General features: G+C 54.2%; 27 protein-coding genes. 13 read left to right on the top strand and 14 right to left on the bottom strand.

Going from position 1 to position 25,924, the window contains the following annotated elements; translation table 11 throughout:
• Positions 1-32: 32 nt before the first annotated feature.
• Positions 33-734, bottom strand: a complete 702-nt coding sequence (locus X474_RS06175; RefSeq protein WP_044347508.1) for a hypothetical protein — start codon at positions 732-734, stop codon at positions 33-35.
• A 279-nt stretch (positions 735-1,013) separates the two neighbouring features.
• Here X474_RS06175 and X474_RS26025 point away from each other — a divergent pair, with 279 nt between their 5' ends.
• The 7 genes from X474_RS26025 to X474_RS06140 all read left to right on the top strand — a co-directional run bounded on the left by X474_RS26025 (position 1,014) and on the right by X474_RS06140 (position 7,760).
• The gene (locus X474_RS26025; RefSeq protein ID WP_156360644.1) at positions 1,014-1,160 is read left to right on the top strand and encodes a hypothetical protein; all 147 of its coding nucleotides are present in this window, start codon (positions 1,014-1,016) and stop codon (positions 1,158-1,160) included.
• 108 nt (positions 1,161-1,268) lie between these two features.
• On the top strand, positions 1,269-1,883 hold the full coding sequence (locus tag X474_RS06170; RefSeq protein WP_044347507.1) for a hypothetical protein: 615 nt from the start codon (positions 1,269-1,271) through the stop codon (positions 1,881-1,883).
• A gap of 240 nt (positions 1,884-2,123) precedes the next feature.
• Complete coding sequence (locus X474_RS06165) at positions 2,124-2,414, top strand: hypothetical protein (RefSeq protein WP_044347505.1); 291 nt, start codon at positions 2,124-2,126, stop codon at positions 2,412-2,414.
• A 377-nt stretch (positions 2,415-2,791) separates the two neighbouring features.
• A complete protein-coding gene (locus tag X474_RS06160; RefSeq protein WP_044347503.1) occupies positions 2,792-3,970 on the top strand; it encodes a pyridoxal phosphate-dependent aminotransferase in 1,179 nt (392 codons plus the stop codon).
• Positions 3,939-5,300 carry a MiaB/RimO family radical SAM methylthiotransferase gene (locus X474_RS06155; RefSeq protein ID WP_052514925.1) on the top strand — a complete coding sequence of 454 codons (1,362 nt, stop codon included), beginning with the start codon at positions 3,939-3,941 and terminating at the stop codon, positions 5,298-5,300. The genes X474_RS06160 and X474_RS06155 overlap by 32 nt, the downstream gene beginning before the upstream one ends.
• 186 nt (positions 5,301-5,486) lie before the next feature.
• Positions 5,487-7,349, top strand: a complete 1,863-nt coding sequence (locus X474_RS06145; RefSeq protein WP_082464183.1) for a tetratricopeptide repeat protein — start codon at positions 5,487-5,489, stop codon at positions 7,347-7,349.
• 6 nt (positions 7,350-7,355) lie between these two features.
• Positions 7,356-7,760: a (deoxy)nucleoside triphosphate pyrophosphohydrolase gene (locus X474_RS06140; RefSeq protein WP_052514924.1), complete on the top strand. Its 405-nt coding sequence runs from the start codon at positions 7,356-7,358 to the stop codon at positions 7,758-7,760.
• Positions 7,761-7,833: 73 nt separating this feature from the next.
• On the opposite strand, the gene X474_RS06135 is transcribed toward X474_RS06140, so the two are convergent.
• Positions 7,834-9,114: an alpha/beta hydrolase family protein gene (locus X474_RS06135; RefSeq protein ID WP_197281994.1), complete on the bottom strand. Its 1,281-nt coding sequence runs from the start codon at positions 9,112-9,114 to the stop codon at positions 7,834-7,836.
• A gap of 418 nt (positions 9,115-9,532) precedes the next feature.
• Here X474_RS06135 and rpsF point away from each other — a divergent pair, with 418 nt between their 5' ends.
• The 6 genes from rpsF (at position 9,533) to hflX (ending at position 15,128) form a co-directional block, all read left to right on the top strand.
• Positions 9,533-9,994, top strand: a complete 462-nt coding sequence (gene rpsF / locus X474_RS06130; RefSeq protein WP_044347498.1) for a 30S ribosomal protein S6 — start codon at positions 9,533-9,535, stop codon at positions 9,992-9,994.
• Between the two features lie 9 nt (positions 9,995-10,003).
• Positions 10,004-10,243, top strand: coding sequence for a 30S ribosomal protein S18 (rpsR, locus tag X474_RS06125; RefSeq protein WP_044347497.1), 240 nt, complete (start codon positions 10,004-10,006; stop codon positions 10,241-10,243).
• Positions 10,244-10,265: 22 nt separating this feature from the next.
• On the top strand, positions 10,266-11,219 hold the full coding sequence (locus X474_RS06120; RefSeq protein ID WP_044347495.1) for a DUF2232 domain-containing protein: 954 nt from the start codon (positions 10,266-10,268) through the stop codon (positions 11,217-11,219).
• Between the two features lie 19 nt (positions 11,220-11,238).
• Complete coding sequence (gene rplI, locus X474_RS06115) at positions 11,239-11,790, top strand: 50S ribosomal protein L9 (RefSeq protein ID WP_044347494.1); 552 nt, start codon at positions 11,239-11,241, stop codon at positions 11,788-11,790.
• A gap of 205 nt (positions 11,791-11,995) precedes the next feature.
• A complete protein-coding gene (gene dnaB / locus X474_RS06110) occupies positions 11,996-13,393 on the top strand; it encodes a replicative DNA helicase (protein WP_052514923.1) in 1,398 nt (465 codons plus the stop codon).
• Between the two features lie 94 nt (positions 13,394-13,487).
• The gene (hflX, locus tag X474_RS06105) at positions 13,488-15,128 is read left to right on the top strand and encodes a GTPase HflX (protein ID WP_044347492.1); all 1,641 of its coding nucleotides are present in this window, start codon (positions 13,488-13,490) and stop codon (positions 15,126-15,128) included.
• Between the two features lie 85 nt (positions 15,129-15,213).
• Here the strand turns inward: hflX and X474_RS06100 are convergent, their stop codons facing one another.
• The 12 genes from X474_RS06100 to rfbB form a co-directional block, all read right to left on the bottom strand.
• Positions 15,214-15,621, bottom strand: a complete 408-nt coding sequence (locus tag X474_RS06100; protein WP_044347490.1) for a GFA family protein — start codon at positions 15,619-15,621, stop codon at positions 15,214-15,216.
• A gap of 193 nt (positions 15,622-15,814) precedes the next feature.
• The gene (locus tag X474_RS06095; protein ID WP_044347489.1) at positions 15,815-16,336 is read right to left on the bottom strand and encodes an adenylyl-sulfate kinase; all 522 of its coding nucleotides are present in this window, start codon (positions 16,334-16,336) and stop codon (positions 15,815-15,817) included.
• Positions 16,333-16,983: an HAD family hydrolase gene (locus X474_RS06090; protein ID WP_044347488.1), complete on the bottom strand. Its 651-nt coding sequence runs from the start codon at positions 16,981-16,983 to the stop codon at positions 16,333-16,335. The genes X474_RS06095 and X474_RS06090 overlap by 4 nt, the downstream gene beginning before the upstream one ends.
• An 86-nt stretch (positions 16,984-17,069) precedes the next feature.
• Positions 17,070-17,288, bottom strand: a complete 219-nt coding sequence (locus tag X474_RS06085; RefSeq protein ID WP_044347487.1) for a hypothetical protein — start codon at positions 17,286-17,288, stop codon at positions 17,070-17,072.
• Between the two features lie 12 nt (positions 17,289-17,300).
• Positions 17,301-18,536 (bottom strand): menaquinone reductase integral membrane subunit QrcD, encoded by a 1,236-nt coding sequence (qrcD, locus tag X474_RS06080; RefSeq protein WP_044347486.1) that lies wholly within the window; start codon positions 18,534-18,536, stop codon positions 17,301-17,303.
• Positions 18,537-18,589: 53 nt separating this feature from the next.
• Complete coding sequence (qrcC, locus tag X474_RS06075; protein WP_044347485.1) at positions 18,590-19,375, bottom strand: menaquinone reductase iron-sulfur cluster-binding subunit QrcC; 786 nt, start codon at positions 19,373-19,375, stop codon at positions 18,590-18,592.
• Positions 19,368-21,698 (bottom strand): molybdopterin-containing oxidoreductase family protein, encoded by a 2,331-nt coding sequence (locus X474_RS06070; RefSeq protein WP_044347484.1) that lies wholly within the window; start codon positions 21,696-21,698, stop codon positions 19,368-19,370. The genes qrcC and X474_RS06070 overlap by 8 nt, the downstream gene beginning before the upstream one ends.
• A 26-nt stretch (positions 21,699-21,724) precedes the next feature.
• The gene (qrcA, locus tag X474_RS06065; protein ID WP_052514922.1) at positions 21,725-22,339 is read right to left on the bottom strand and encodes a menaquinone reductase multiheme cytochrome c subunit QrcA; all 615 of its coding nucleotides are present in this window, start codon (positions 22,337-22,339) and stop codon (positions 21,725-21,727) included.
• Positions 22,340-22,468: 129 nt separating this feature from the next.
• A complete protein-coding gene (locus X474_RS06060) occupies positions 22,469-22,906 on the bottom strand; it encodes an NUDIX hydrolase (protein ID WP_044347481.1) in 438 nt (145 codons plus the stop codon).
• Entirely contained in the window at positions 22,903-23,850 is a 948-nt protein-coding gene (locus tag X474_RS06055) for a UDP-glucuronic acid decarboxylase family protein (RefSeq protein WP_044347480.1), read from the bottom strand. The genes X474_RS06060 and X474_RS06055 overlap by 4 nt, the downstream gene beginning before the upstream one ends.
• On the bottom strand, positions 23,847-24,854 hold the full coding sequence (gene rfbD, locus X474_RS06050; RefSeq protein WP_052514921.1) for a dTDP-4-dehydrorhamnose reductase: 1,008 nt from the start codon (positions 24,852-24,854) through the stop codon (positions 23,847-23,849). Before rfbD ends, X474_RS06055 begins: the two co-directional genes overlap by 4 nt.
• A complete protein-coding gene (gene rfbB, locus X474_RS06045) occupies positions 24,841-25,893 on the bottom strand; it encodes a dTDP-glucose 4,6-dehydratase (RefSeq protein WP_044347478.1) in 1,053 nt (350 codons plus the stop codon). The genes rfbD and rfbB overlap by 14 nt, the downstream gene beginning before the upstream one ends.
• Positions 25,894-25,924: the final 31 nt, after the last annotated feature.

The following is a 25,924-nucleotide window of genomic DNA, read 5'->3' as shown; positions in this document are numbered from 1 at the left end:
TAATAAACTTTAAACACGCCACCCTGATCCAATCAAAGTGTTGTGCGGTTCTCTTTCATCCACCAGCCCAGGGGCCTGCCGGAAACCTGCCTACCCAAGACCCTGGTCAAAAGATTTTGCAGCCTTTGTTCATGCCCGGGCATGGCAGGTATGCCGGGCAAATCTTCACAATCAAGCAAAAAGCTTGGCGAGCCTTTGGTCACAAATCCGAAAACATCGGCCATAAGCCCGAACTTGCCTCTAAAATCAAGGTGTTCGACCAACTGAAAAAAGGTTGTATTAACCGTGACCCACCAGGGGTCATCCAGTGCCTGGCCGCCTTTTTGGCACTTACTTTTGGAGGCCATGGTGCGACATGCCATTGGACGATAGTGGTAAACCGAGCAAAGGCCGTTTTCAAGCCAAGGGCAAACTCCCCGGGGTTTGGGAGGATCAGGCTCGGGCGGCGGCTCATTTTTCGTCAGACACATCCTGGCCAGTGCGTTTACTGTGTTTGCCGGTCTGGCCGCCGGGTCCGCACGCCCAGGCAAAGGAACCGAAAGCGCGCCTTCCAACATATAGCGCGCCTCCAAAGTTGTCAGGGCCACCTGATCTGTGCAGCACACAAAACACCCTGGGGCACAAGCCAAATCCGTCCTTTCCGCGGCCTGCTCCCCATAGGCCAGGTAAAGGGCCTCAAGCAGCGTAAAAACCATATCCCGGGCATCGGTTATGCCCCCGTCTGAGGTAAACATAATCCCCCACAACGATTTTAACAGATAAGATTTCCACTCATCTCCAGATTGACACTCACTTGCTACGAATCTATACTTTTTTTAACCCGTAAGCAATACTGCTTGGGCAAAGGATCAGGCAGAGGCCCCTTGCAAAGGCCGGGAGTTTGCATATCTCCCCAGGCAAGGCCTTTTGAGGTCAACTACCTTGACAATAAGATCATCTCTTAACTACAATTTTGAGTGGGCCTGTCACGACCCCAGGGCGGATAAGCTAACTCCGCTTTTTAAGGTAGAAAAATGACGAAACTTAAACAGCCTCGCCAACGCGAGATCACCTGCCAAAAGTGTAAACGCACTTTTATGTCCAGTCTTTTGGGAATTGCCTATTGCCCCTATTGTCGCCATCCCAACAAACTGGAGCCCGGATTCAGCCCCAACAGCTAAAAATTCATTTCCGAAACAAGCCTGTGTCCGCACAGGCTTGTTTCATTGACCAAGACACGGTCGGGAGTCGCTGGAATCACAATCAAACCCATCAAGGAGAAGGTATTAATGAAAAGATGTTTTGGGCAAGTGATCCTCGTATTTGCGTTGTTTGGCCTGCTGGCCGCCACTCCTGCATTTGCAGACGACATAACCGACCAGATCAAGGCCGGCATGGAGCTTTATGAACAGGGCAAGGTGACGGAAGCCATTAATGAGCTTGAATTTGCCCTGGCCCAGATGCGCCAAAAAAAGGCCGATGCCTTGGGTGATGTGTTTCCAGACGCGCCTGACGGTTGGAAGGCGGAAAAGCCCCAGTCAGAGGCAGCCAGCCGGGCCATGCTCGGCGGCGGCATCTCCGCCACCAGGGCCTACACCCAGAAAAACGGCAAGGGCCGGGCTGAAATCCAGATCATGACAGACTCGCCCATGATTCAATCGCTCTCCATGTTGTTCAACAATCCCATGTTCTTACAGGGAAGCGGTAAAGGCAAGTTGATCAAGGTGCAGGGCCAAAAAGCGCTTTTAAAATCCCGCAGTGACAAAAGAGCCGAGCTGCAGGCCATGATCGACAACAAGGTTCTGCTTGAAGTCAAGGTCAACAGATATGAGGGAGCCGCTGATTTTGCCAAACAATTGGCGGAATCCATTGACCTGGACAAAATCCGCAAGCTGAACAAATAGCAGACGCTCGCAGCATGTCGCCCTCTCAAAGGGCGGCATGCTTTTTTAAATTTGCCCGCCCACAAAGCCTTAAATGAAACTCCCGCCCTTGCTTGCCATTGACACGGTCCTTGTTAAAGCCTCATTCTGGAAATAAGGGGGGAGCAAAAAAGGCCTGGCATTTCCCCAGGCAGTAATGGCGTCATTTAAGCCTTTTGCCTGAAGTGACGCGTCTTTTCCTCAAAAAAAGGAGGTGAGGCAATGAAGGCAGGCATCATTTTTACGGGAACCGGGCCTATTTTGGTGCTGACTTCTTACGACTCCTTTGACGACCCCAAATTCGTTGAAAAACTGGCCCGCAAAGGAATCATGAAATTCGTGGCCCATGAACTTGAAGTAGACATGGTTGCCAAGCGCTATGGCCAGCAATACAAAATCATCATGAACGATGTAAAACAAGAGGAAGACCTGCGCGTGCTGGACTATAACGGGCACAATGTTTTTTATAACTTTTCCTTTTCCGAGATGGGCCCCGCTATTCGTCACGAATGAATTAAACCCACCAGGCTTGCCCGTCCGGTAAAAGGCTTTACCGGACGGGCGGCTTTTTTTGCACCCTGCCGGTTTTTATGGCATAAACAGCGCGCATTATTTTCTTAGAGGCAGCCCGGCCGTGGCCAAAGCCCGGCCTTGACCCCTACTCTGCCTGGTGGTATGGTGCGTTATTCAAGAGGAGGTCTGCGAACATGGGTGCAAGGCGATTTACCAGCTATTATTATTGGTATTTGCCCCAAGGGTCTGCCCGCACCCCCTGAACTTCTCTGAAAAATTCAGACAAGCTTCAAAAGCCGCGGACAGCCCAGCAGTTCGCGGCTTCTTTTTGTATGGGTTTTAAATAGGCACCAAAAAAGCCAAAGGAGAAACGACTCATGCCTATCGCAAACAAAATGGCGGAGTTCATCGAGCGTTCCAGTTGGATCAGGGCCATGTTCGAGACCGGGGCCAAGCTAAAGGCGGAAAAAGGCGCGGAAAACGTCTATGACTTTTCCCTGGGCAACCCCATGTTGGAGCCGCCGGAATCTTTTTATCAAGTGCTTGCCCAGACCACGGCCCAGCGGGGACCGGGCACCCATGGCTATATGCCGAACTCGGGCTATCCCCAGGTGCGCCAAAAGGTTGCCGACTATCTCAACCAAAGGGATGGGCTTGGTTTTACACCGGACGATATCTTGATGACCGTGGGCGCGGCCGGAGCGGCCAATGTGGTCTTCAAGGCCCTGGCGAACCCCGGTGAAGAGGTGGTGGTGCCCACCCCTTATTTTGTGGAATATGATTTCTACGCGGACAACCATGGGGCAAGCATCAAAAGGGTCGCCACCAACGACGATTTCAGCCTGAACCTGGAGGCCATGGCCGAGGCGATCACCGAAAAGACCGCGGCTGTGATGATCAACACCCCCAACAACCCCACGGGCCAGGTTTACTCCGCCGAAGAGCTGGCAGCTCTGGCCGATATCCTCACCCAGGCCGGAAAAAGGCTCGGCAGGCCCATATATCTGATCAGTGACGAGCCCTACAAAAAAATCATCTTTGATGGTTGCGAAGTGCCCAGTATATTCAAATCCTATGCGAACAGCATTGTGCTCACCTCCTTTTCCAAGGACTTGAGCCTGGCAGGCGAGCGCATAGGATATATCGCCCTTAATCCCAAGATCGAGGACAAAACCCAGATGATCGCGGCCATGAACCTGGCCAACCGGATCCTGGGCTTTGTGAATGCCCCCGCGCTTATGCAGAAAGTGGTGGCCGAACTTTTGGATGACTCGGCTGATATGAACGAATACGCCCGCAAAAGAGACCTGTTCTGCGATGTGCTGGACCAGGCGGGCTATGAATATGTCAAACCCAAGGGAGCTTTTTACATCTTCCCCAAATGCCCCATCCCAGATGATGTGGCCTTTGTAAAAGCCGCAGTGGAAGAATGCCTCTTACTGGTGCCTGGTTCCGGATTCATGGGACCCGGGCATTTCCGCATTGCCTTCTGCTGCGAAGACGCTGTGATTGAGCGATCTTTAAATGCATTCAAAAAAGTCCGTGAACGATTCTAAATCCTTTGATCAGGCCCGGGCCGGGAGGCTCTTTCACCTCGCCAGCCTGGGCTGCAAAGTAAACCAGGCTGAGCTGGCATATCTCGCCTCCGAACTGGAGAAAAAGGGATGGGCCAGGGCAGAGGACCCGGCCCAGGCCGACCTGGCCATCCTGATGACCTGCTCGGTGACCGCAGGGGCGGCCAGGCAATCCAGGCAAATGACCAGGCGTCTGGCCAAGGCCTGCCCCAAGGCGGTTATTCTGGCCACGGGCTGTGATGTGCAGGCCGAACCCCGGGCCTATACCAAAGAAAATGCGATAATCCTGGGGCGAAGCCGTCTGGTGGAGCTGCCCTTGATGGCTGCCGGGGAAAAACCCTGGCCCGACCAGTCCCAGGCCCCGGATGCCCCGGACCAGGGGCTGTTTTGCCCCGGGGTGAGAGAGCCCGGCAACGGCCGCAGCCGCGCTTTGTTAAAGGTTCAGGACGGATGCAATGCCTTTTGCGCCTATTGCATTGTGCCCTACACCAGAGGCAGGCCAAGGAGCCTTCCCCTGGACCAGGCTCTAGCCGCTTTCAGAAAGCTTGACCAGGCTCGCACCGCAGAAGTTGTCCTGACCGGCGTGCACCTGGGGCGCTATGGCCTGGACCTTGAACCCAAATCCAGCCTCACCGAACTGGTGGAGGCCCTTTTGGGGCAAAATGCCTATACCAGGCTGCGCATCTCCTCCCTGGAGGTGAACGAGATATCGGATCGCCTGGTTGATTTGACCACCAGCCACGCCAAGTTATGCAGGCATCTGCACATCCCCCTGCAATCAGGCTGTGACCTGGTCCTCAAAAAAATGGGCAGGCCCTATAAAACCGCTGAATTTGCCCGTACGGTTCTTGAGTTGCATGAAAAAAGCCCTGACATCTGCCTGGGGGCGGATGTGTTGGTGGGGCTCCCCCATGAGGACGAGGAATCATTCAAACGCACCCATGACCTTTTGGCCGGTCTGCCTTTATCATATTTCCACGTGTTCCCCTATTCTCCCAGGCAGGGCACCAGGGCAAGCGCCATGAAAAACAGGACCCGGGGACCGGAAGTCAAGCAACGGGCCGCTATTTTACGCGAACTGGGTAAAGAAAAGTTCAAGTCCTTTTTACAAACTCAGGAAAACAGAGAATTTGAGGCTGTGGTTGAAGCGGACAACAAGGCCCGCACAGACAACTATTGCCTGGTGAAGCTCGATGAACCGGCCCGGCCCGGAGATTTGGTGAAAATAAAAACCCAAACCCTGCTGGAGCATCAGGGCCAGTATATGCTCGGCGGCAAGATACTTTCCCAACGGCCTTTTATTTGCCTGTAATCATGTCATTCCGATAAATTCCGGCCGGACCCGGTTTATTTGCCGGGTACGGCTTTGACTTCGGGCCCTTGCTTGGGTATTGTCATATTGTTTGGGGTAAGGTTTTCAAAAGGATGCTTTCCCCCGACCTGGGCCAAGCATGATAAAGCCGGACCATGGCCGCTGTTTTTCACCTGAGCCGTTATTATGCACTCAGGCGCCGCATGGTCTTTGGTATTCAACCCCTTTAGCGGAGATCATAGCAAGTTGAGGCACCGCCTGTTTTTGTTGTGCGCAGTGATCTTTTGCCTGGCTCTGACCGGCCTTTGCGGCGCGGCCCAAGGCCGGGATGCATCGCTCATGCTGGCGGCCCAAGACGCCCCCAGACTGAAATGGGTGGAGCTGTCAATCGGCGGCAGACCCGTCAGCATCAAGGCGGGCGGAGTTCTGGCCCTGCACCCGGACGCGCCCTTTATGGTGATTAAAGCGGCGAGTGATTCCTGGCTGAATTTGGGGCTTTCCTACCACTTGGCCGACCGGCCCATGATTGACCTGAACCAATACCACACTCTGGCTGAAATCTATGGGGACAAGATCTTTGATCTTGAATCCATCACTTTAAAAGTTTTCAAGGACGGTCAATCCCTGGGCCAGGTGAGACTGGTTCCCAGGCTTTTGCCGATTGACTGGCTGCGCAGGGCGGAAAACACCACCAGCCTGGCCGACAAAATCCGCTATACCAAAAAGGCCGCCGGGCTCACCCCGGATAACCGGCTTTTGATGATGCGCCTGCTGGATCTTTTGCTGGAGGCCAAACAATTCAAAGAAGCCGCCGAGATCCTGGAACCCCTGACCAGGGCCAATGACGATCGCGAACTGTTGCTGCGCCTGGCCGGTCTCTACCATGACATGGGCCGGGACGTGAAAGAAGCCGACACCCTTACCAGGCTCATGAATGCGGGCCAGGGTTCTCCGGAGATCATCGACAGGCTGACAACCCTTTATGAAAAACTGGGGCGCTGGCAAGAGGCTGCGGCCCTGATGCCGCAGCTTCTAAAAGATAAAAAAGGCAGGGAAAGGGCAAAGTCCTACCGCAGGCTGGCCGAGGCCCTGCAAAGGGCGGGCAGGGAAAAAGAAGCCCTTTCCGCCTGGCAGGAGGCAGCCAAACTGAACCCGGACGATCCTGACCTTTGGCGTCGCCTGGCCAGGATGAAAGCCAAGGAAGGTGATAAAGCAGGCCTTTTGGACGCCCTTAAAAAGGCCTCGGACCTGAACCCCAAGGACAAATCCCTGCACCTGGAACTGGCTGAAGCCCTGTTGCAAAAAGGGGACAAAACCCAGGCCGCCCTGGCCCTGGAAAAGGCCTTGGAGCTGACTCCCCAAGATGTGGGGATTATGCTTCGCCTGGCCGGACTTTATCAGGAGCAGGAAGACAGGGAAGCCTTGGCTTCGGTTTATGAAAGACTTACACAGGTAAAAAAAGACGATCCGGATCTACACTACAACCTAGCCGTTTTGACCATGGAGATGGGCGACTATCAGCAGGCATTGGTCAGCCTGGAGGCAGCCAGCCGCTTAAAACCCAAGGACGGGGAAATAGGCTTTTTGCTTTTGGAGACCCTTTTACAGCTCAAGCGCTGGGACCGGGCGTCCAAGCTGGCCGACCAGATGCTCAAACAAAAGGTGGACCCCATAAAGCTGGTCAACCAGGTGCATGATCCTCTTCTGGAGCACCGTCCGGAAAAGCTGGCGAATATCCTGGACCTGGCCCTGAAGGCCAGCCCCAAGACCAAAAACCTCTACAAGCTGCGCGCCTCCCTGGCCCTGGATCTCAAAGATTCCAAGACTGCCATAAAGGTGCTCGCCAAGGCGTTCAAGGCCCTGCCCAAGGAGTTGGACCTGGCCTGGGACCTGGCCAACCTGTATGAAGCTCAAGACCAGGACTCAGAGGCCCTTGATGTGCTGGGCCACATCTTGGACAAGGACCCTGATTACCAGGGAGCCCAGGAACGGTATCTGCAGATCAAGACCAGGCTCATGGCCCAAAAAAACCATAAGAAGACCAGGTAAACCACCTTGCCCGACAAAACAGATTCCCATATTGAACTTGAGGTGACCTGCGCCTGGATCACGCAAAAGGGCCGGATTCTCCTGGCTCAAAGGCCGGAAAACCGCCTGTGGGAGATGCCCGGCGGCAAACTGGAGCCCGATGAGGAGCTGAGTGACTGCCTTTTGCGGGAACTGAACGAGGAGCTGGGTTTAAAGGCCCGGATAAAGGCCTACCTGGGGCGGATAAGCCACGCCCAAAAAAACCGCACCATTAACCTGCATTGTTTCCACTGCCTGCCGGGGCATATTCCTCCCCGGGCCAGGGAGCACTTGCAGATCGCCTGGTTCGGTCCGGATGAAATAAAAGCCCTTAACCTTTGCCCGGCAGACAGGAAGATGCTCAAGGCCCTGGCCCCGCTGCCGCTGCGGTGAAAGGTATGTCCGGAAGAGATTTTCACTTGCACGATCCCGGGCTCAAAATCTTCCGGACCACCCGGCGCATGCCCTATTCCAAGACTTCATCCAGCCAATCAAAGAGCACCTGTCCCACCAGGTCACGGTTTTCCATTACGCAATGGTTTGTGGCCCCTTCGGCAGTGGGGGTGACAACCATTTTCTTTTTGGGGTTGGGGAAATTATCCAAAGCGTATTTTTGCTGTTCCTGGACTGCCTTGCTCTGGTATTCCCCCTGTCCCACTATGATCAGGGCGGGTGCGTCTATCTTTTCAGGGTCAAAGGTGTTGCCCTGGTTGGCCTTGGCCAGGTCTGCGGGCTTTTCCACGCCATAACGCAGGCAAATGGCCTCTACGATTCCCCTATGAAAAGAAGTCCAGGAATTCATCTCCTTTTCATCGGCAGTTACAGCGGGCATGGTCTTAAAAAGGGTATAGGCGTCTGTCACAGCCGAATTCATGGCTATGGCCTTGATGCGCTTGTCATGCATGGCCGCCTGGGGCACAAACAATCCCCCGCCGCTTATGCCATAGGCAGCGATCCCGTCCGGGTCCGTCTCTGGGCGGCTTAAGGCATAATCCACCACGGATTTCATTGGGATATAGGTGTCTGTACGAAAAACCTTACCCTCAACCGGCATAAGCCCCTGGCCGGGAAGGTCCACGGTCAAAAAGTTGCACCCCCGTTCATAGGCCTGCCGGGCCAGGTAAAAATAAAGATCCTCAATATAGGTTTCCCCGCCGCCGATCATGATCAGGGTTTTAGCTGAAGATCCGTCATGATTTGCTGCGCGGAAATAACCGGGGATCACCGTGTCTTCAAAAGGTATTTCAATATACTCCAGGGGGGGATCGAAAAGCGGTCCCAGTTTTTTCATCAAGCGGCGGCATTTTTGCCCCCTTTCCAAAAACCTGGAATCCATAGGGTTCATGGCCAGGGAGGATATGCGGTAATAATAGGCTGCCCGCAAAAATTGCGAACGGGCGCTTATATCGTGTCCCTTGGCAAGCGCCCTTTCTCCCCGGGCCTGGACAAGTTCGGCCAGGTCGAACCAGGCCTTATGCCAGGTCTTGGCGTCACCGTCTTTTATTTTGGAGGCTGCGTAAAAGGCCTCCCCCACACTGCACCCCCGGTTTACCGAAGCTCCCAAGACCAGATTGCCAAAGTGAAAATCCATATCCTCGTCTTGGAAAAAATAGCGGTAACTCGATGCGTGGGCATCAAACTCCCCGCTTTTTTCCGCGGCCTGTAAAAACGGAGTTCCCCCAAAAGGGCAAAGTAAAAACATTCCAATGACCAGGATAGTAAAAGAGGCTTTCACAGATAACGGCATGAAGCACCTTATGCATTTTGTTCAGGATTAAATTCAAATCATCATGCAAGCCAATTTGGGCAAAAAAGCGGGACGGATCTTGATAAAGCCCCGGCGCATCGCCCTGCTCCTGCCTTGCCTAACTCATTTCCGGGGCTGAAGTCAAAGAAAATACTTCCTGATCATAGCTAATTAACCAAAAGGAGCTTTAAATACACCAGGGCATGCAAAACCTCCCTGCCCGGCCCAGGGAAATCTGGTATATAAACCAATCCAAGGGCAAATATTGATTTTTCCAGGAAAAGCCTGGTGCGCCCCCAAGGCGGATTCTTGACAAATACCCTTCAGAGTGGTATTTATTCCGCTTCAACCTATAACTCCTTTCTCTGCGGCTTCATCTCGGGAGCGCGTGGAGACGACTAGACCGTAAGGAGAGTCAATGAGACACTACGAGACCCTTTTTATCATCAGTCCCGACCTCGCTGAGGAAGAGACCCAAACCATAGCGGAGAAGTACTCCGCCCTTTTGACCGACCATGGTTCAATCATGGCCAAAGTGGAGCACTGGGGCAGGAAACGCCTGGCCTATACCGTCAAAAAGTTCCACAAAGGTTACTATGTGCTGTTTGAGTACGGCGCAGAGCCCAGCGCGGTCATGGAGATGGAACGGCTTTTCAAGATCGACGAGGATGTCATTCGTTTCCTGACAGTGAAAAAAGAAGACGTCTTTGATCCTGAGAGCGTGGTGAAAGAGCAGGAAGAGGCCAAAGAAGAGGAAGCCCAGGAGCCCGAGGCCGCCCCGGCCGAAGAAGCCGCTCCTGAAGCTGCCGAGGACGAGGCCGAAGCCAAAGAAGAGCCTGCCGAAGAAGAAAAACCCGCTGAAAAGCCTGTTGAAGAGTAGGAGGTCCTCATGTCGATCTACAAGAGGAAACGTTTTGGAAGACGCAAAGTCTGCCGCTTCTGCGCCGATTCTTCCATGACCATTGATTACAAAGACCCGCGCACCTTGCGTCTCTTTACCACAGAGAAAGGCAAGATCATTCCCCGCCGCACCAGCGGTTGCTGCGCCCGTCATCAGCGCCAGCTGACGGATGCCATCAAAAAGGCCCGTCATATCGCGTTGTTGCCTTTCGCAGCCAGCAACCAGTAAACCAGCGGAGGATGCGGCGAATATGAGCCGCTTAACCAAGAGCCCAGGAACAGCCCCGGCTTTGGCTGCCAGCGCCTCCCTGGCCCTGTTTCTGGCGTCCTGGTTTTTGCCGGTCATGGGTCTGATGGTGACCATGTTTTCACAGGTTCCCATCATCTTGATCTATCGCATTCACGGCCCCGGCGCCGGCAGAACCACAGCGCTTATGGCCATAGCCGGAGCAGTATTGGTCCTTTCCATGCTGGTTTCGCCGATGTTGGCGATCAGCTTTGCGATCCACCTACTCTTGGGAGTGATCCTGGGAGAGGCCCCTTACTGGCGGATTCCGGAAGACAAGGCCATTGGCCTTGCCACGTTGCTAAGTGTGCTTGCGGTTATTGTTGTTATAGTGATAACCGCACCTAACGGTGGCTCGGGACTTGAAGAAGCCTGGTCCGAATACTGGGATGGGATCACCAAGACATTCTTGGAGGTCGTCAGCGCTTCCGGTGAAGACGCTGCGACCAGGGCTAAAATTACAGAGGGATTCAGGCAAATAGGCCGTTTGTTCTTCAGGCTTTCCCCATGCGTTGTTATCGGAAGCATGCTCTTCATGGTCTGGGGCAACCTGGTTTTGGCCAAGGCACTTTTAAGACGAACCCAAAAAGTACCGCTTGAAGAGATTCCCAGGTTAAACACCTGGAAAGCACCGGAAAGCCTGGTTTGGGTTTTAATTGCCTCTGCAATCCTGGTCTTGATCTCAGACGGTTTTTGGTACTGGGCGTGGCTGAACCTCCTTGTCATCCTTGGATTGATTTACTTTTTCCAAGGTGTTGCGGTGGCAGCCTATTGGTTACAGAAAATAAACGCGCCCCATTTTCTCGGGATTGTGTTCTTCAGCCTTTTGGTGTTGGAGTACCGCCTGGGCTTGTTGGTGGCTGCTGCAGGTCTTTTTGATATGTGGCTCGACTTCAGGAGACCTAAAAAATCTACCTGAATGCGGAAAGGAAAAGCAAATGAAGGTCATCCTCACCAAAGAAGTGTTGGGCCTGGGCGATCCTGGCCAGGTGGTGACCGTGAAAAACGGGTACGGCCGCAACTACCTAGTCCCCCAGGGTTTTGCCCTGGAGGCCAACAAAAAGAACGTGGCCTTGGTGGAGGCTGAAAAAGCCCGCATTGAGGCCAGGCTGGCCCGCGAGGCCGAGCTGGTCCGCGGAGAGGCCAAAAAACTGGCCGGACTTAAAATCAACATCAAGGCCAAAACCGGTGAAGCCGGCAAACTCTATGGCTCGGTCACCAATATGGACCTGGCCAAGGAAATGGCCGCACAGGGTTTTGAGGTCGACCGCCGCAGGATTCTGTTGACCGCCCCCATCAAAGAGGTTGGCGAGTTCACTGTGCAGGTCAAGCTTCATCCCCAGGTGATCGAAGCGATCAGCGTTACAGTGGAATCCGAGAATCCCCCTGAGGAGGTAAAGCCCGCCAAGGAAGCTCCGGCTGAAGAAGCTGTCGAGGCAGCCGAAGAGGCTGAAGCGCCTGAAGCCGCCGAGGAAGTCAAAGAGGACTAAGCTCTCTTTGCCGGTTCTTTGGGCTTTACCAAACCGCCCGCCCTTTGGGGCTTGGGACGGCAAGGTTGCAAAAGCCGACAACATAGCCCTGTTCAAAGCCGTTAAAGACTTTGAACAGGGCTATGTCCTTGTTTCCCTGAATGTGGCATTATAAGATTCTTAAGACGCTCAAAAGAGAGTCTTCTTTTGAATCAGGAGTATTTTCTTGGCAACGCCTGAGTTACCGGTCCATTCGGACAGACTGCCCCCGCACGACCTGGCGGCTGAGCAAGGTGTGCTGGGCGGCATTTTAGTGCACGGCGAAGACGTGCTGGCCGGAATTGCGGCAGCCGTGCAGCCGGAAGATTTCTACGACCGCCGCCATGGGCTTATCTTTGGCGCAGCCGTGGAACTCTACAACAAGGCCCAACCGGTTGACGAGATCACTGTAACCTCCCGTTTGAGTGATCAGCAGAAACTGGATATAGTGGGCGGCCCCGCCTTTTTGGCCCAACTGGCCGACACCATAATCAGCCAGACCCATGTGGAGCATTACGCAAGCCTGATCAAGGAAAAGGCCATGCTCCGCAACTTCATCACCGCGGCCCATGAGGCCATTGACCAGGCCTATGAAAGCCAGGCCGACCCTGAAACCGCCCTGGAAAACGCCGAAGCCGCCATCTTCGCGGCCACCTCCAACAAGTCGAAACAGGGCTACTCCAGCATGGCCGAGGTGGTCAAGTCCTCCATGGAGGTGATTGAAAAGCGCTTCCAGCAAAAGGGCATGGTTCTGGGGGTGTCGACCGGCTTCAAGCGCCTGGATTCCTATACCACCGGCTTGCAGGCGGGAGACCTGATCATTATCGCCGGACGCCCCTCCATGGGTAAGACCGCTTTTGCCTTAAACGTTGCCGCCAATGCGGCCCTGCGCGGCGGAGTGCCCACGGCCATCTTCTCCCTGGAGATGAGCAAGGAACAGCTCGGCATGCGTCTTTTGGCCTCTGAGGCCAGGGTTTCCGGCGGTTCCATCAGAAGTGGTTATCTTAGCCCCCAAAGGGACTGGCCCCAGCTCACCATGGCTGCGGACCGGCTCTTTAACGCACCGATTTTTATTGACGATACACCGGCTTTATCGGTTCTGGACATGCGGGCCAAATGCCGCAGGCTCAAATCCGAGAAAAACCTGGGCTTTATTCTGGTTGACTATCTACAGCTCATGCGCGGCCGCAGGCAAAGCTTTGACAGCCGCGAACAGGAGATCAGTGATATTTCCCGCTCGTTAAAGGCCCTGGCCAAGGAGTTGGACGTGCCGGTGGTGGCCCTAAGCCAGCTTAACCGAAAAGTGGAGGACAGGCCGGGGGACAAGCGCCCTATGCTGAGCGACTTGCGTGAATCCGGCGCCATTGAGCAGGACGCGGATGTTATCGCCTTTATCTACCGCAAAAAGGTCTACAAGAAAAAAGAAGACCCTGAAGAACCGGATGACAACGTAGCCGAAATCATCATCGGAAAGCAGCGTAACGGCCCCACGGGGACCGTGAAACTGGCCTTTTTGGGTGATCTTACCAAGTTTGAGGACCTCTCCACCGAAGAGGAAGACGCCCTGGCCCCCATGGACGAATAAAACACCCGGCGTGATTCTTTGTTTTTTGTTTTTTTTAAACTAGTTGGTTTACCTTACCTATGGTCGGGGCCCAACCGAAAAGGCGAAACACTTCTTGGCAGCAAAAGTACTGGGCAATACAACCGGGATTAAAGCCAGTCATCTTAAAAGGCTTAATAACTTCTACCGCCGCCGCATGTCGCCCGCTGAACTGATTTTGGCCGAGCAGGCCCGCGATTTAAGCAGGCTTTCCTTTGAAATAGGGCGCCAGATAGGTCTTTTGATAAGCAGAAAAGGCGAAGTCATGCAGGTGGTGGTCGGCGAACCGGAACTCCTGCCCCTTCCCTTTATGAGCCGCCTGCGCAGGGGGCGCACCCGCCTGGCCGGTTATCATCTTTTACATACCAGGCTAAATGCCAAGGGCCTGAACAGAGGTGATGTCAACCTGCTGGCCAACCGCAGGCTGGACTTTGTGGCCTCTTTGGAAGTCAACTCCGAAGGCCTGGCCGGCGACATATTCCTGGCCCACATCCTGCCCGAACCTCAGGGAGACTCTGATTATAGGCTCCTGGACCCTTTTAGGGCGGGTTATCCGCCTGAGGATATCTCACGCCTGGTCTGGTCTCTGGAACAGGAGTTGAACCGCCTGTCCGAGACCATGGACGTGGAAAAAAGCGGCAGCGCTGTCCTGGTCAGTGTCACCACCAAACCCAGACGGATAGCCCGGGAAAGTCTGGACGAACTGGAAGAGTTGGCCGGATCGGCCGGTCTTTTGGTTAAGGGTAAGATCATCCAGACCCGGCCAAAACTTAATCCCAGAACCATAATCGGCCCCGGCAAGCTGGATGAAGTGCTTATCTTTTGCCTGCGCCAGGGCGCTGATGTGATCATTTTCGACCAGGAGCTCAACCCCAGCCAGGCCCATTCCCTGGCCAGGCTCACCAACTCGGAGATCAAGTTCCTGGATCGCACCCAGTTGATATTGGATATTTTTGCCCAAAGGGCGCTGACCCGTGAGGGCAAACTCCAGGTGGAGATGGCCCAACTGCGTTATCTGGGCCCCAGGCTGGGTTCCAGGGATGATGGGCTTTCCAGGCTAACCGGCGGCATCGGCGGCAGAGGGCCGGGAGAAACAAAACTGGAGATCGACCGCAGGCGGGTGCGCACCAGGTTGAACCGCCTGGAAAACGAGTTGCAAAAGGTGGCCAAACAAAGAAAAAACCGCAGGTCCCGCCGCAAAAAAATGGGGCTGCCGATAATTTCCATTGTGGGGTACACCAATGCGGGCAAATCCACCTTGTTAAACGCCCTTACCGGCAGCAAGGTGCTTTCCCAGGACAGGCTGTTTGCCACCCTGGACCCGACCACCAGAAGGTTGCGTTTTCCCGAAGAGCAGGAGGTGATAATAACCGATACAGTTGGTTTTATCCGGGACCTGCCCAAAGACCTGAAAAAGGCCTTTGCCGCCACTTTGGAAGAACTTCACCAGGCTGACCTGCTTTTACACCTGGCAGATGCCAGCCACCCCCAGGTTGATCAACAGATCAAAGCGGTTACGGGAATCCTAAACGACCTGGACCTGAACGAGACTCCTGCCCTTTTGGTTTTAAACAAAAAAGACCTCACGCCGCCGGATGTTTTGGAAAGGCTTTCCAATCAATATCCCGAAGCCGCCGTTATCAGCGCCCTGGACGCCGCCACTCTGCCGGTGCTGTTGAAAGCTCTGCAAGGTATGGTCAAGGGGCTCAATTGTTAAGTCCGGGAGTTTTCCACCCCTATCCTTTTTTAATCCGGTCGGCAGCCCGAAAAACTTTCACAGGATCAACCAATCCCTTTTTTGGTTAAGCGGGCAATTCGGGTAGCATGGGCAACTTTTCGAGGTCATGATCCCAATTCGCCTTGCTGGAAACAAAAATATGAGCATTTGGACTGATCGGCACATCACTGTCAAGGCTGCCTGCGGGAACGACCAAAAGGTCACCATCCATTTGAAGATTAGGCAGTGCCGACCCGCAAATTGAACAGAAGGCTTTGGTATGTTGAGTTGAGGGCAAGGTGAAAACCGTGACTTTATCTTCTCCGGCTAGCCATTTCAGTTTGGCTGTGCTTGAAAAGAGATTTGCCGCATGCGCAGATCCCGTATCCTTACGGCAGCGGCTGCAATGGCAAAGGTAAAAGTTTTCAAAGTCCCCTTTTATTTCAAACCTTACTTCACCACAAAGGCACGATCCTGTGAATTTTTGGCTCAATTTCTGAACTCCAACCTTAGCTTGACCTTGAGGTTTTGTTGTTTCCAACCTTGTCAACCGTTTTAACACTTATTCAGGTAAAATTGCTTAAGCTATATAAAACAAAGCCAGGCCCCCCAAAAAACCAACATGAGGGGCGACAGGCCATAACATTCCGAAACCTGGCCGTCTGACCAGGCAGACCAAAAGAATTTTAAATATAGCCCAGATCCTCCAGGCGCTTGCGCACCTTCTCCTCTTCCTCGGCCGTATAAACCCCTCCAGATTCACGCAGATATCCCAGGTTGTCCAAAAGGCCCAGAGCCTGTCTGGCAGCCTCTTCAACCGGGGTGGAAGACATATCCAGAACCATATCCGGATATTTGGGAGGGTTAAAGCCGGGTTCAGCTTTTGAACCTTTAGCAGCCGGAATAAATATTTCTATAAAATCAGGTCGTTTACAACGCATCTCCCCGTGTTGGGGCACATATGGACGATCCGTGAGGACCAGGCAGGTCACCCCGTGTTTGTTCAAAAGCCTGCATGCAGCGATAAGCGGGTCCGCTTCCAGCCCGTCAGTATCCAGGCCTGGCACCTTTTCATTTTGCAGGTCTTTTTCCCGCACAATCTCAACCGCAAACCCCCTTGGCTCAAGCAGATCACGCAAGGCTTTAGCCAAGGCTTCTTTTCCAACTTTGGACTGGCCGGTCAGCCAAACATTGAATCCTTCGTTCATTTCTCTCCCAGCCCTAATAACGCGGGCAACTTTTTGTAATCATTAAAATGGGCCCAGGCCTCCAACTCAAGGTTATCATAGGCTACAAAATTAACCCGGCAGGTCTGGCAAAGGGCCTGATCCAGTTGGGAGTCTCCCACAAATATTACCTCATTAGCTGAAAGTCCCAGCCCCTTTAAAACCAACTCCATCAGAAGCGGGGCGGGCTTGGAAGCGCCCGCATCCAAAGGAGTAACCACCTGGGAAAAATAACCTTCCAGGTCAAAGCGTTTCAGGCTTCTCATGGTTGTCTTGGTGCGGTTGGTGCAAACCGCAAGCTCGAAATGGAGTTTGAGTTGGTTAAGTGTCTCCCTTACATGGGGAAACAACCTTAACTGATCAATGAACTGCCCCGTGTCCATGGTCTTCCAATGTTCCATGGCAGCCTTGAACTCCGCCCCTTCGCCCATGAGAAAGCGCAAAGAACCTTCCATGGATTCTCTGTGTATGACTTCAACCGCCTGCTCGGCAGTGCGGGGAAGACCGACAAAACCCAAAAGATAATTATAAAAGGCTATATTGGATTCCCTGGAATCGAATAAGGTTCCGTCCAGGTCAAAGACCACCCCTTTAATCAGGGAAAGGTCCGGTTCGGGAGTCAACAGCATTATTCACCTCAAAAAAACGCGGGGTCCCTTATGGGGCCCCGCGTGGATTTATTAACTTACCGGCAAATCATCAAATATTAGCCAGATTAAGCCTCCGCCGGTTGAGTGTCCCCATTTTGGTCCGGCTTTTCTTCGGCTTTATCATGATCATCATGACCATGCCCCCCACCTTTGTAAAGCTCCTTTAAATTGGAGACAAAGGCGTATACCAAACCACAGGTTATCACCCCCAGGGCCGAATAAAAGAGGCCAAAGAAAATGATGTGCCCGATATCCCAGTGCCATTCAAACGCAAAGGGCAGCATTTGACACCTCCCTTACTGAGCCTGGTTTAACTTACGCTCCTGCGGGAAAACCGGCAGATAGCGGTAAGTCAAAGAAAAAATAACCATGCCGTAGGCGATCACACCGGCTGTAATGCCCCACTCCTGCCAGGTAGGCATGTAAGTGATGAAACTCTCAAAAGGCAGCACCGGTATGGCCAGGGTCTGAATGGTCTGGACAAAGCGGTTCATAACCGCGCCAAAGCAGTTCAGGGCCATGGCCAGGGCCAGAAGCCCGTAGCTTTTCCGCACCGCCGGAGTCAGGAGCATCAGGGCCGGTATCACGGCGCCCAGGCCCAACTCAGCGAACAACAACCAATAGCCGTAAGACTGTTGGTAGAAATGGCTTAATTGGGTTCCGGTCCCCGGTGTCTGGACAAAGGCCCAATAAAGGGTGTCCGCTCCTTTTAAAACCACGTACACAGCCAACAGGCCGCCTGAAATTTTGCCCATGAGCATCTTCACATCATGAGAGACAAGCTTTTTGCCGGTGGCCTTTTCCGTAATCATCACAATCAAAGTGGTGAAGGAAGGACCACAGGCAATGGCGCTCAAGATGAACAGGAAGAAAGTCCAGGGCCAGATGGCAAAGCCGGTGCGGAAGGCAAAAGGCCTGCCGTAGAGCACACCGTACATGCCTCCCAAAGATCCTTGGTGAAAGAAGCTCAGGAAGGTGCCGGTGGCCGCAAAAACAATCATGATCCGGTGCAGGTGATGGGCAAATCCACCCAGCTCGGGCACCTTTTCGATCTGCCGGTTCTCCAGGATAATCGGCAAGAATTCAATGATCAAAACGATCAGATAGGTTGTGATGCAGAACATCACCTCGGTGAGCATGGAATGCACATTGGCATGCCAAAAACCGAACCAACCCCTGATCGGCTGGCCAATATCTATACCGAGCATGCCGATTGCGCCGGAGTAACAGATAAAGCCGATGATAACAGCGGCATTGATAATATTTTTAAGTTCTTCCTTACGCAACAAGTAGGTAAGGAAGCCGGTGAAAAATGCTCCGGCGCCCAGGGCGATAATGGCCAGGTCCACTACGATCCACACGCCAAAGGCGTAGTAGTCGTTCATATTGGTCTGGTTAAGGCCCTTATACAGGCACAAAAAGGCCGAAACTGCGGCCCAGGCCAACAACCCGAAGCAAAACAGCATCCAGACCCCGAATGTTTGAGGCTTACACCTTGTGCATCCCTCGGGCCAGAATTTGGAATCATCCATTGGTGACCTCACTAATCATTGTTCCGGTCAAAGCCAGCGCTTTGCATCCGATGTTAACCGCCTACCTTAACCCTGTCCGGCTGTTCGCCCGGAAGGTAATTGTCCAACTGACGCCGCACCCATTCCCTGTCGGTCCGGTAATAGACCTTGGGGTTGGTGCCCAAACGCTCCAAAAGTCTGAAGGCGTTGTCTTCCTGGGCCAGTTCATGCACCTTGTGCTCGGGGTTGAGTAAATCCCCAAAGGTGATCGCGCCCGAAGGGCACGCCTCGGTGCAGGCGGTCTGATAGTCCATCTCGCCTATCTCGGTCTCTTCCACAATGGCCTTGTTCTTGGCCTGCTGGTAACGGTGGAAGCAAAAAGTGCATTTTTCCACGGTTCCGCGCATGCGGGGAGAAACAAAGGGGCTCAAGGGCTTATCCAGGCCATTATTCCAAGGCACGTCGTACCAGTTGAAATACCGTGCGTGATACGGACAAGCAGCCACACAGTACCGGCAGCCGATGCAACGGGTGGGAACCTGGCTGACTATGCCTGTTTCTTCATCGTAATCAGTGGCCGTGGCCGGACATACCGAAACGCAAGGTGTGTGATGACCGTGAGAACCCTCGCAATGCTGGCAGGGCCTTGGTATGAATGCCACCTCTGTTTCGGGGTAGGCCTTTCCGTTGTCTATCTGATAGACCCTGAGCCAGGTGATGGAACGGATTTTATCCGTCTCATCGGGCAACACCCCGATATTGTTTTCGGACATGCAAGCCACGCTGCACGCTCCGCAGCCGGTGCACTTGTCCAGGTCAATGACCATTCCGTATTTATGTTTACCTTTACTGCTAGACATGGGCAGCACCCTTCGCCTTCTTCACCCTGACGGGCGAAAGTCCCCATTGCGGCAGACCGCTCATGGCATCGGTGGTTACCATAACCGCCTTTTGGAAATTATCACCCTTGTCCTTCAGATACTCGCCAAAAGCCGTGTGTCCCAGGCCCATGGGCACAAAGACCATCCCCGGCGCGGCTCCCTCAAAGAGATGGACAATCGCCTTGATCTCACCAGAGGCGGACTCGATTGCGATTCCGTCGTCTTCGGCAAGGCCAAGTTCAGCCGCTGTGGCGGGGTTGATTTCCACCACCAGGTTGTTTTTATAGGCCAGGGTCTCGTCGCTCAAGACCTTCATCATATAGGGGCTGGCCGGAAGGCTCGCCTGGGCGGTTCTCAAGGAAGGAATGCCTGCCATGAGAAGGGGATATTTTTTATCCACCTTGGCCAGGGCCTGAGGCTTCTGATAATGAGGCATGGCGGCCAGGTCCGCTTTTTTGGGATCAATGCCAAGACCTGCCAGGAAATCTTTATTTCCCGCCTTTTCAGCCATGCGCATAAGGACTATTTCCAGGCCGGAGCTCTTGAACTCGGGCCTGCCGCTGGAAGTGCTGAAACAAAATTTACCGATAAGCGGTTTTTCCTGCACCCAGTAGCCCTTTTCCGCCAGTTTGCGGAAATCGCCCATGTCGGCGCATTTGGTCTTGAGGACTTTTTCCATGTTGTCAAAATCAAGCGCCTTGGCCACCTCGCCGCCCATTACCTTGGCCAGGGCCAGGAGGCAGTCGCCCGTGGCCTTGGCTTCACCGGGCTCGGCGATCAAGGGCTTGTGAATGCCGTAGGCCGAAACCGGGCTGCCGTAGGCCGTGCCGGAATCGCCCCAGGACTCGAGGAAGGTCTTGGCAGGCAGAACCACGTCTGCAAGCTGGGCCGTCTCATCCATAAAGGGTGTGACGGCAACCACCAAAGGCGCCTTATCCAGCATCTCGCGGATCAGGTTGGCCTGGGGTCCTGTGAATAACGGGTTTGAACCCACGATAATCACAGCACCGGGCTTGTAGGGATCGCCCTTCACCGCGCCTTCGGCCAAGGCGGCCAGGTTGGTGACGGCCAGCGGTTTTTCATGCCCACCGTCCAAGCGGGGCTTGGCCGAAACCTTGAGCTGCTCGCCCAAGGGATTAACCGGAAGCGGCTGCCTGACCAACAGGCCGCCCTCTTTACCCAGGTTTCCCTTGAGCATGTTCAGGGCCAACACGGCCATGAAATCATAGAGGCGTCCGGGGTCGCCCGAGTTGTCCGGTCCGCAGACCGCCAGGGCCTTGGGAGCCTTGGCAAAGGCCTTGGCCACCTTGAGCAGTTTATCCTTGGGCACGCCGGTAATGGCGGCGACCTTTTCGGGAGTATAATCATTCAGCAAAAGCGCTTTAAAGCCGGGGCCGTCGCCGCCGTCTTCAAAGCCAAGGGCCTGGGAGGCCAGGTCCTTGTCGTAGGCGCCTTCCTTGACCAAAGCCGAGGCGATTCCCAAGGCTACGGCCCCTTCGGTGCCGGGTTTGCAGGCCAGCCAGGTGTTGGCCCTGCCCGCGGTTACCGAGGCCCTGGGCTCCACCTGGACAAACTTCACATCGTTGTCTCTCCAGGCGCTCAAGGCCTTTCTGGTTGCCACAGGCGCTCCGAAGCCCTCGAATAAAGGCGTGCCGAAGCTCACCACATATTCTGCGCCTTCCAAATCAAAGCCGATGTCATAGTTGCCCGACATCAGCACACAGGCCAAGTCCCAGGTCTGGGCGGCGCTCGGCGTAAAGGCCAGGTTGGGGGAGCCGTATGAAGCCATAAAGCGCATCATAAGCTCCGACTCTGCGGTCTTGGGATCGTCTCCCAGCATGACCACAGTGTGTTCCTTGCCTTGATCTTTCAGTTTTTTCAGTTCACCGGCCACATAGTTCAAGGCCTTGTCCCAGCTCACCCGGCGGGGTGCGCCGGTGGCGGGCTCTCTCCATTGCGGGGCCCTGACTCTGTAGGCGTCACTATAGTGAAGTTGCAGCGCGGTTGCGTCTGCCGGAGTAACCCCGCCCCTGCTCAAGGGGTGATCGGGGTTGCCTTCAACCCTGATAAAACGCTGACCTTTGGTGCGGTTGGCTACCATACGCACCTTGACCCCGGTCCCTGTGGCCGGGTTCACGCTGTTTGCAAAGGCAACTTCACCGTCCGCGGGTTCGGGCACCCAGCTCCAATTCTGAGTCCAGATAGCGACATCATCGGTCAGTTTGGGGGCCAATGGGCTGGCGCCCAGCCCCAGTGCCGCTCCCACCGCGAATTTAACGAAGGTTCGTCTATCCCATTCCATTCAAACCTCTCCTAGCTCTGATCCGCCTACTTGTGGCAGACGAAGCAGGCGTCGCGCACGCCGTGTTCACGGTGGCAGGCCGCGCAGTCGTCCATCTTCATCCGTTCGGGCGGGCTGCCCAGGCCAAGTATGCTCCACCCCCAGATATCGCGGCTGTAAGTGCTGATACGGTTGTATTCGTACTTACGCAGCTCTTCGCTCTCGCCGTGTGCTCCATGGCATTTGGCGCACTCGAGCTTGCCTTTCTTAAGGTGCGGGGCGTGCGAGAAAAAGACGCAATCGGGCTGTTTGGAGTATTTCTGCCAAGGAATCGGCTTGAAAGAGGCCATGTACTGTGTTGTGAACACCTTTTCCTCAGGTGTCTGACCCATGGGCTCTCCCTCGTGACATTCGGCACAGACATCTACACCGGGAATGCCGGAGAAGGACCCGTCTTCCCTCAGCCAGTGACAGCTGTTACAGCCTTCCGCCACCTGCTTCATGTGAAGCGCGTGGGAAAATTGGAAAGGCTGCGGTTTCTCAGCATACAGAATTTTGGGGGTCACCCAAAAACCTATTCCCAGAAACAGGAAGAAACCCACAGCAAACATTGCCCAATCGGCGTGGGACCTTTCCTTCTTTGATTTTTCTTGCATCGTCATTAGACCCATGCCCTACTTAGTGTATGTGATTACCCTCACAATATGCAGGAGGAACCATAGCAACAAATCCCTGACAGTGTCAACCAGATTTGAAGCTCAAACGGCGGTATCTTCTTATAAACCACCTTTTCAATCGGCTCTTTCAGACAAGGCGAGCGCTTTTTCCAGCACCTCGAGGGTGAGGGGATCAAGCCGCGCCCAGGTCAGGTCTTTCACCGGACTCCAGCGGCAATCGGCGGCGTCATCATACGGCCGAGGCTCCTCATATTGGCCCCAGCAGAGGAAATCAAGAATAACATAGTGATATTCCACTCTATTATCTTCACTTCGATCTATGCGCTCAACTGCCTTGATAAAGGGTCCGGTTTTAACTTTTATGCCGGTTTCCTCCATGACTTCCCGGGCCACGGCCTCGGAAAGCCTCTCTCCCAGTTCCACCACGCCGCCCGGCAGGGACCAGATTCCCTTGGCCGGAGGATTCCCTCTTTTAACCAGAAGGATCTCGTCACCGGCTAAGACTACCGCCCCAACGCCCACGATCGGCGATTCTGGAAACCGCCGCTTCAAGGTCGGTCTTCTTCCCTTAAGCGGCGTTCAAAATCTTCTATGGTCTTTTGCAATCCCTCCTTGAGCTCAACAGTTGGCTGCCACTGGAGCTTCTCCCTGGCCAGGCCTATGTCAGGCCTTCTCTGCACCGGATCATCGGGAGGAAGCGGGTTAAAGACAATCTCGCTTTTTGAGCCGGTAAGCTCCCGGATTATCTCCGCCAGCTCCAAAATGGTGAACTCACCGGGGTTTCCCAGGTTCACCGGACCTATAAACTCATCTTGCTCCATCATGGCCGTCAGTCCGGCCACCATGTCGCTTACATAACAGAATGAACGGCTCTGGTTGCCCTTGCCGTAGATGGTGAGCGGCTGGCCCTTCAAAGCCTGGACCACAAAATTGCTCACCACCCTGCCGTCGTTAAAGGCCATGCGCGGGCCATAGGTGTTGAAGATGCGGACTATGCGAATATCCACTTTATTGCTTCTGTGGTAGTCCATCATCAAGGTCTCGGCCACCCTCTTGCCCTCGTCATAGCAGGAGCGCATGCCCACGGGGTTCACATGTCCCCAATAGTCTTCCTTTTGGGGATGCACCTTGGGGTCTCCATAGACCTCGCTGGTCGATGCCTGCAGAATGCGGGCCTTCACCCTCTTGGCCAGGCCCAGCATATTGATGGCGCCCATTACGTTGGTCTTGACCGTCTTGACCGGGTTGAACTGGTAATGAACCGGGCTGGCCGGGCAGGCCAGGTTGTAAACCTGATCCACCTCCAGGAAAATTGGCTCCACCACATCGTGCCTGATCATCTCAAAGCGGGGATCGCCAAGCAGATGAACAATGTTCCCTTTACGGCCGGTGAAAAAATTGTCAAGGCACAGGACTTCGTAATTCTTGGCTAAAAGCGCTTCAATCAGATGAGAGCCTATAAAGCCTCCGCCTCCGGTGACCAAAACCCTTTTCAAGCTGCATCCTCCTTTAATAAGGCAATGTAACGCCCCAGTGCATCCAGCCAGGAAGGCATGGTCCGGCCGGTTATTCTTTGCAGACGCCTGGTATCCAAAACCGAATACCCGGGCCTTTCGGCCGGGGTGTTTAAATCTTTCTTTTGAGCGCGCCTGACCAAATCCGGGTCAAGGCCGTAAAGGCGCAAGGCCTGTCTGGCCAGTTCATAGCGCGAGGCCTGGCCCTGATTCACCACGTGCAACAGGCCCTGAACCCTTTTCATCGCCAACCAGACAAGGGTTTCGGCCAGATCACGACTAAAGGTGGGGCTGCCGACCTCATCGGTCACCACCCTCACCGGTTCGCCCTTAAGCGCACGCGTGAGCACGTTGTCCACAAATCCCGGCCTGCCCGGCCCGAATATCCAGGCGCTTCTGACTATCAGGGCAGCGGGCATTATCTTGGCTACGAGCTTTTCTCCCTTAAGCTTGCTTTTTCCGTAAGCGCCTTTGGGAAAAGTCTCATCGCCTTCACGATAGGGATTTTTATTTTTGCCGTCAAAGACATAATCCGTTGAAATATGAACCAGATGCGAACCCGCCTCCCGGCACGCCTCGGCCAGTGTGGCCGCCCCCCGGGCATTGACCGCCATGGCCAGCTCCGGTTCAGTCTCAGCTTTATCCACATCCGTATAACCGGCGCAGTTGATCACAACCGCCGGTTTTTCCCGGCATATAAAAAGCCGTAAAAGGTCCAGGCCCTGGTGAACTGTTTCCAGGGCCTTTTCATCTTCGGCAATCTCGCGGGTGAGGGATAAAAGCCTTTTGTCGGCTGATTCCGTATTTTCTAAAGGCCGACCGCTCAAGGCGAACCGGTGACAGAAGCCTTTGGAAGCGGGCTGACTCAGGTCATAGGCCTTTCTTCCGCCTTCGACCACCCAGCACCTGCCCTGGCAGGCCTGCACCACAGCCCTGCCCAAAAGCCCTCCATGACCCAAAACCAGGATGGAGTCAGCGTCCGTCATACATTCTGCGGTAGTAATCTTTGTATTCCCCGGAACGGACCCTTTGGGTCCAGTCCGAGTTGTCAAGGTACCAATCCACCGTGCTGCTTAAACCCTGTTCAAAATCCATGGCAGGCAAAAAGCCCAACTGGTCTTTCAGCTTGTCCGCGTCTATGGCATAGCGCCTGTCATGACCGGGCCGGTCCTTTACAGAACGCATCTTCGCCAATCTATTTTCCGGGTCCAAGCCTGTCTTCCGGCAGACCAGCTTCACCAGCAAGGTGACCAGGTCAATATTTTTGACCTCGTTGCCTCCGCCGATATTATAGGCCTCACCCGGGGTTCCTTTCCTTAAAATAAGGTCGGTCGCCCGGCAATTATCACTTACGTGAATCCAGTCCCTCACGTATTTTCCATCGCCATAGATCGGCAATTCCTTGCCTTCCAGGGCGTTTAGAAGCATAAGCGGGATAAGTTTTTCGGGAAACTGATAAGGCCCGTAGTTGTTGGAGCATCTGGTTATAACCACAGGCAGGCCAAAGGTGTGGTGATAGCTCTGGGTGAGCATGTCGCCTCCGGCCTTGCTGGCGCTGTAAGGGCTCTTGGGGTCCAGGGGCCAATCCTCTTTAAAGCGGCGGCCGTCGTCCAGTTTGAGAGCGCCGTAGACCTCATCGGTGGAGACATATAAAAACCGGCGGTTCTGATCGGTGCCAAAGGATTTCAGGCAGGCTCCCAAAAGGGTCTGGGTGCCGAGCACGTTTGTGCGCACAAAAGCGCCCGCATCTTCAATGGAGCGGTCCACATGGCTTTCCGCGGCAAAGTGAGCCACAAAGTCGGCCTGTTCAACCAGATCGGCAACCACCTTGGCATCGCAGACGTCACCCTCTACGAATTGGTAACGTTCGCGAAAATCTCCCTCTATATCCTTGAGATTTTCCGGATTGCCGGCATAGGTGAGCAGGTCCAGGTTTATAACCTGGTCCGCAGGATAGGTGGCCAGGGTGTGGCGAATGAAGTTCGAACCGATAAAACCGCAGCCACCAGTGACTAATATCCGCAAAGCAGCCCCCTTGAGGCAAAAAAAAGGTATG

The organism is Dethiosulfatarculus sandiegensis (assembly GCF_000931935.2).
Lineage (GTDB): Bacteria > Desulfobacterota > Desulfarculia > Desulfarculales > Desulfarculaceae > Dethiosulfatarculus > Dethiosulfatarculus sandiegensis.
This window is presented reverse-complemented; position numbering and strand designations above follow the sequence as displayed.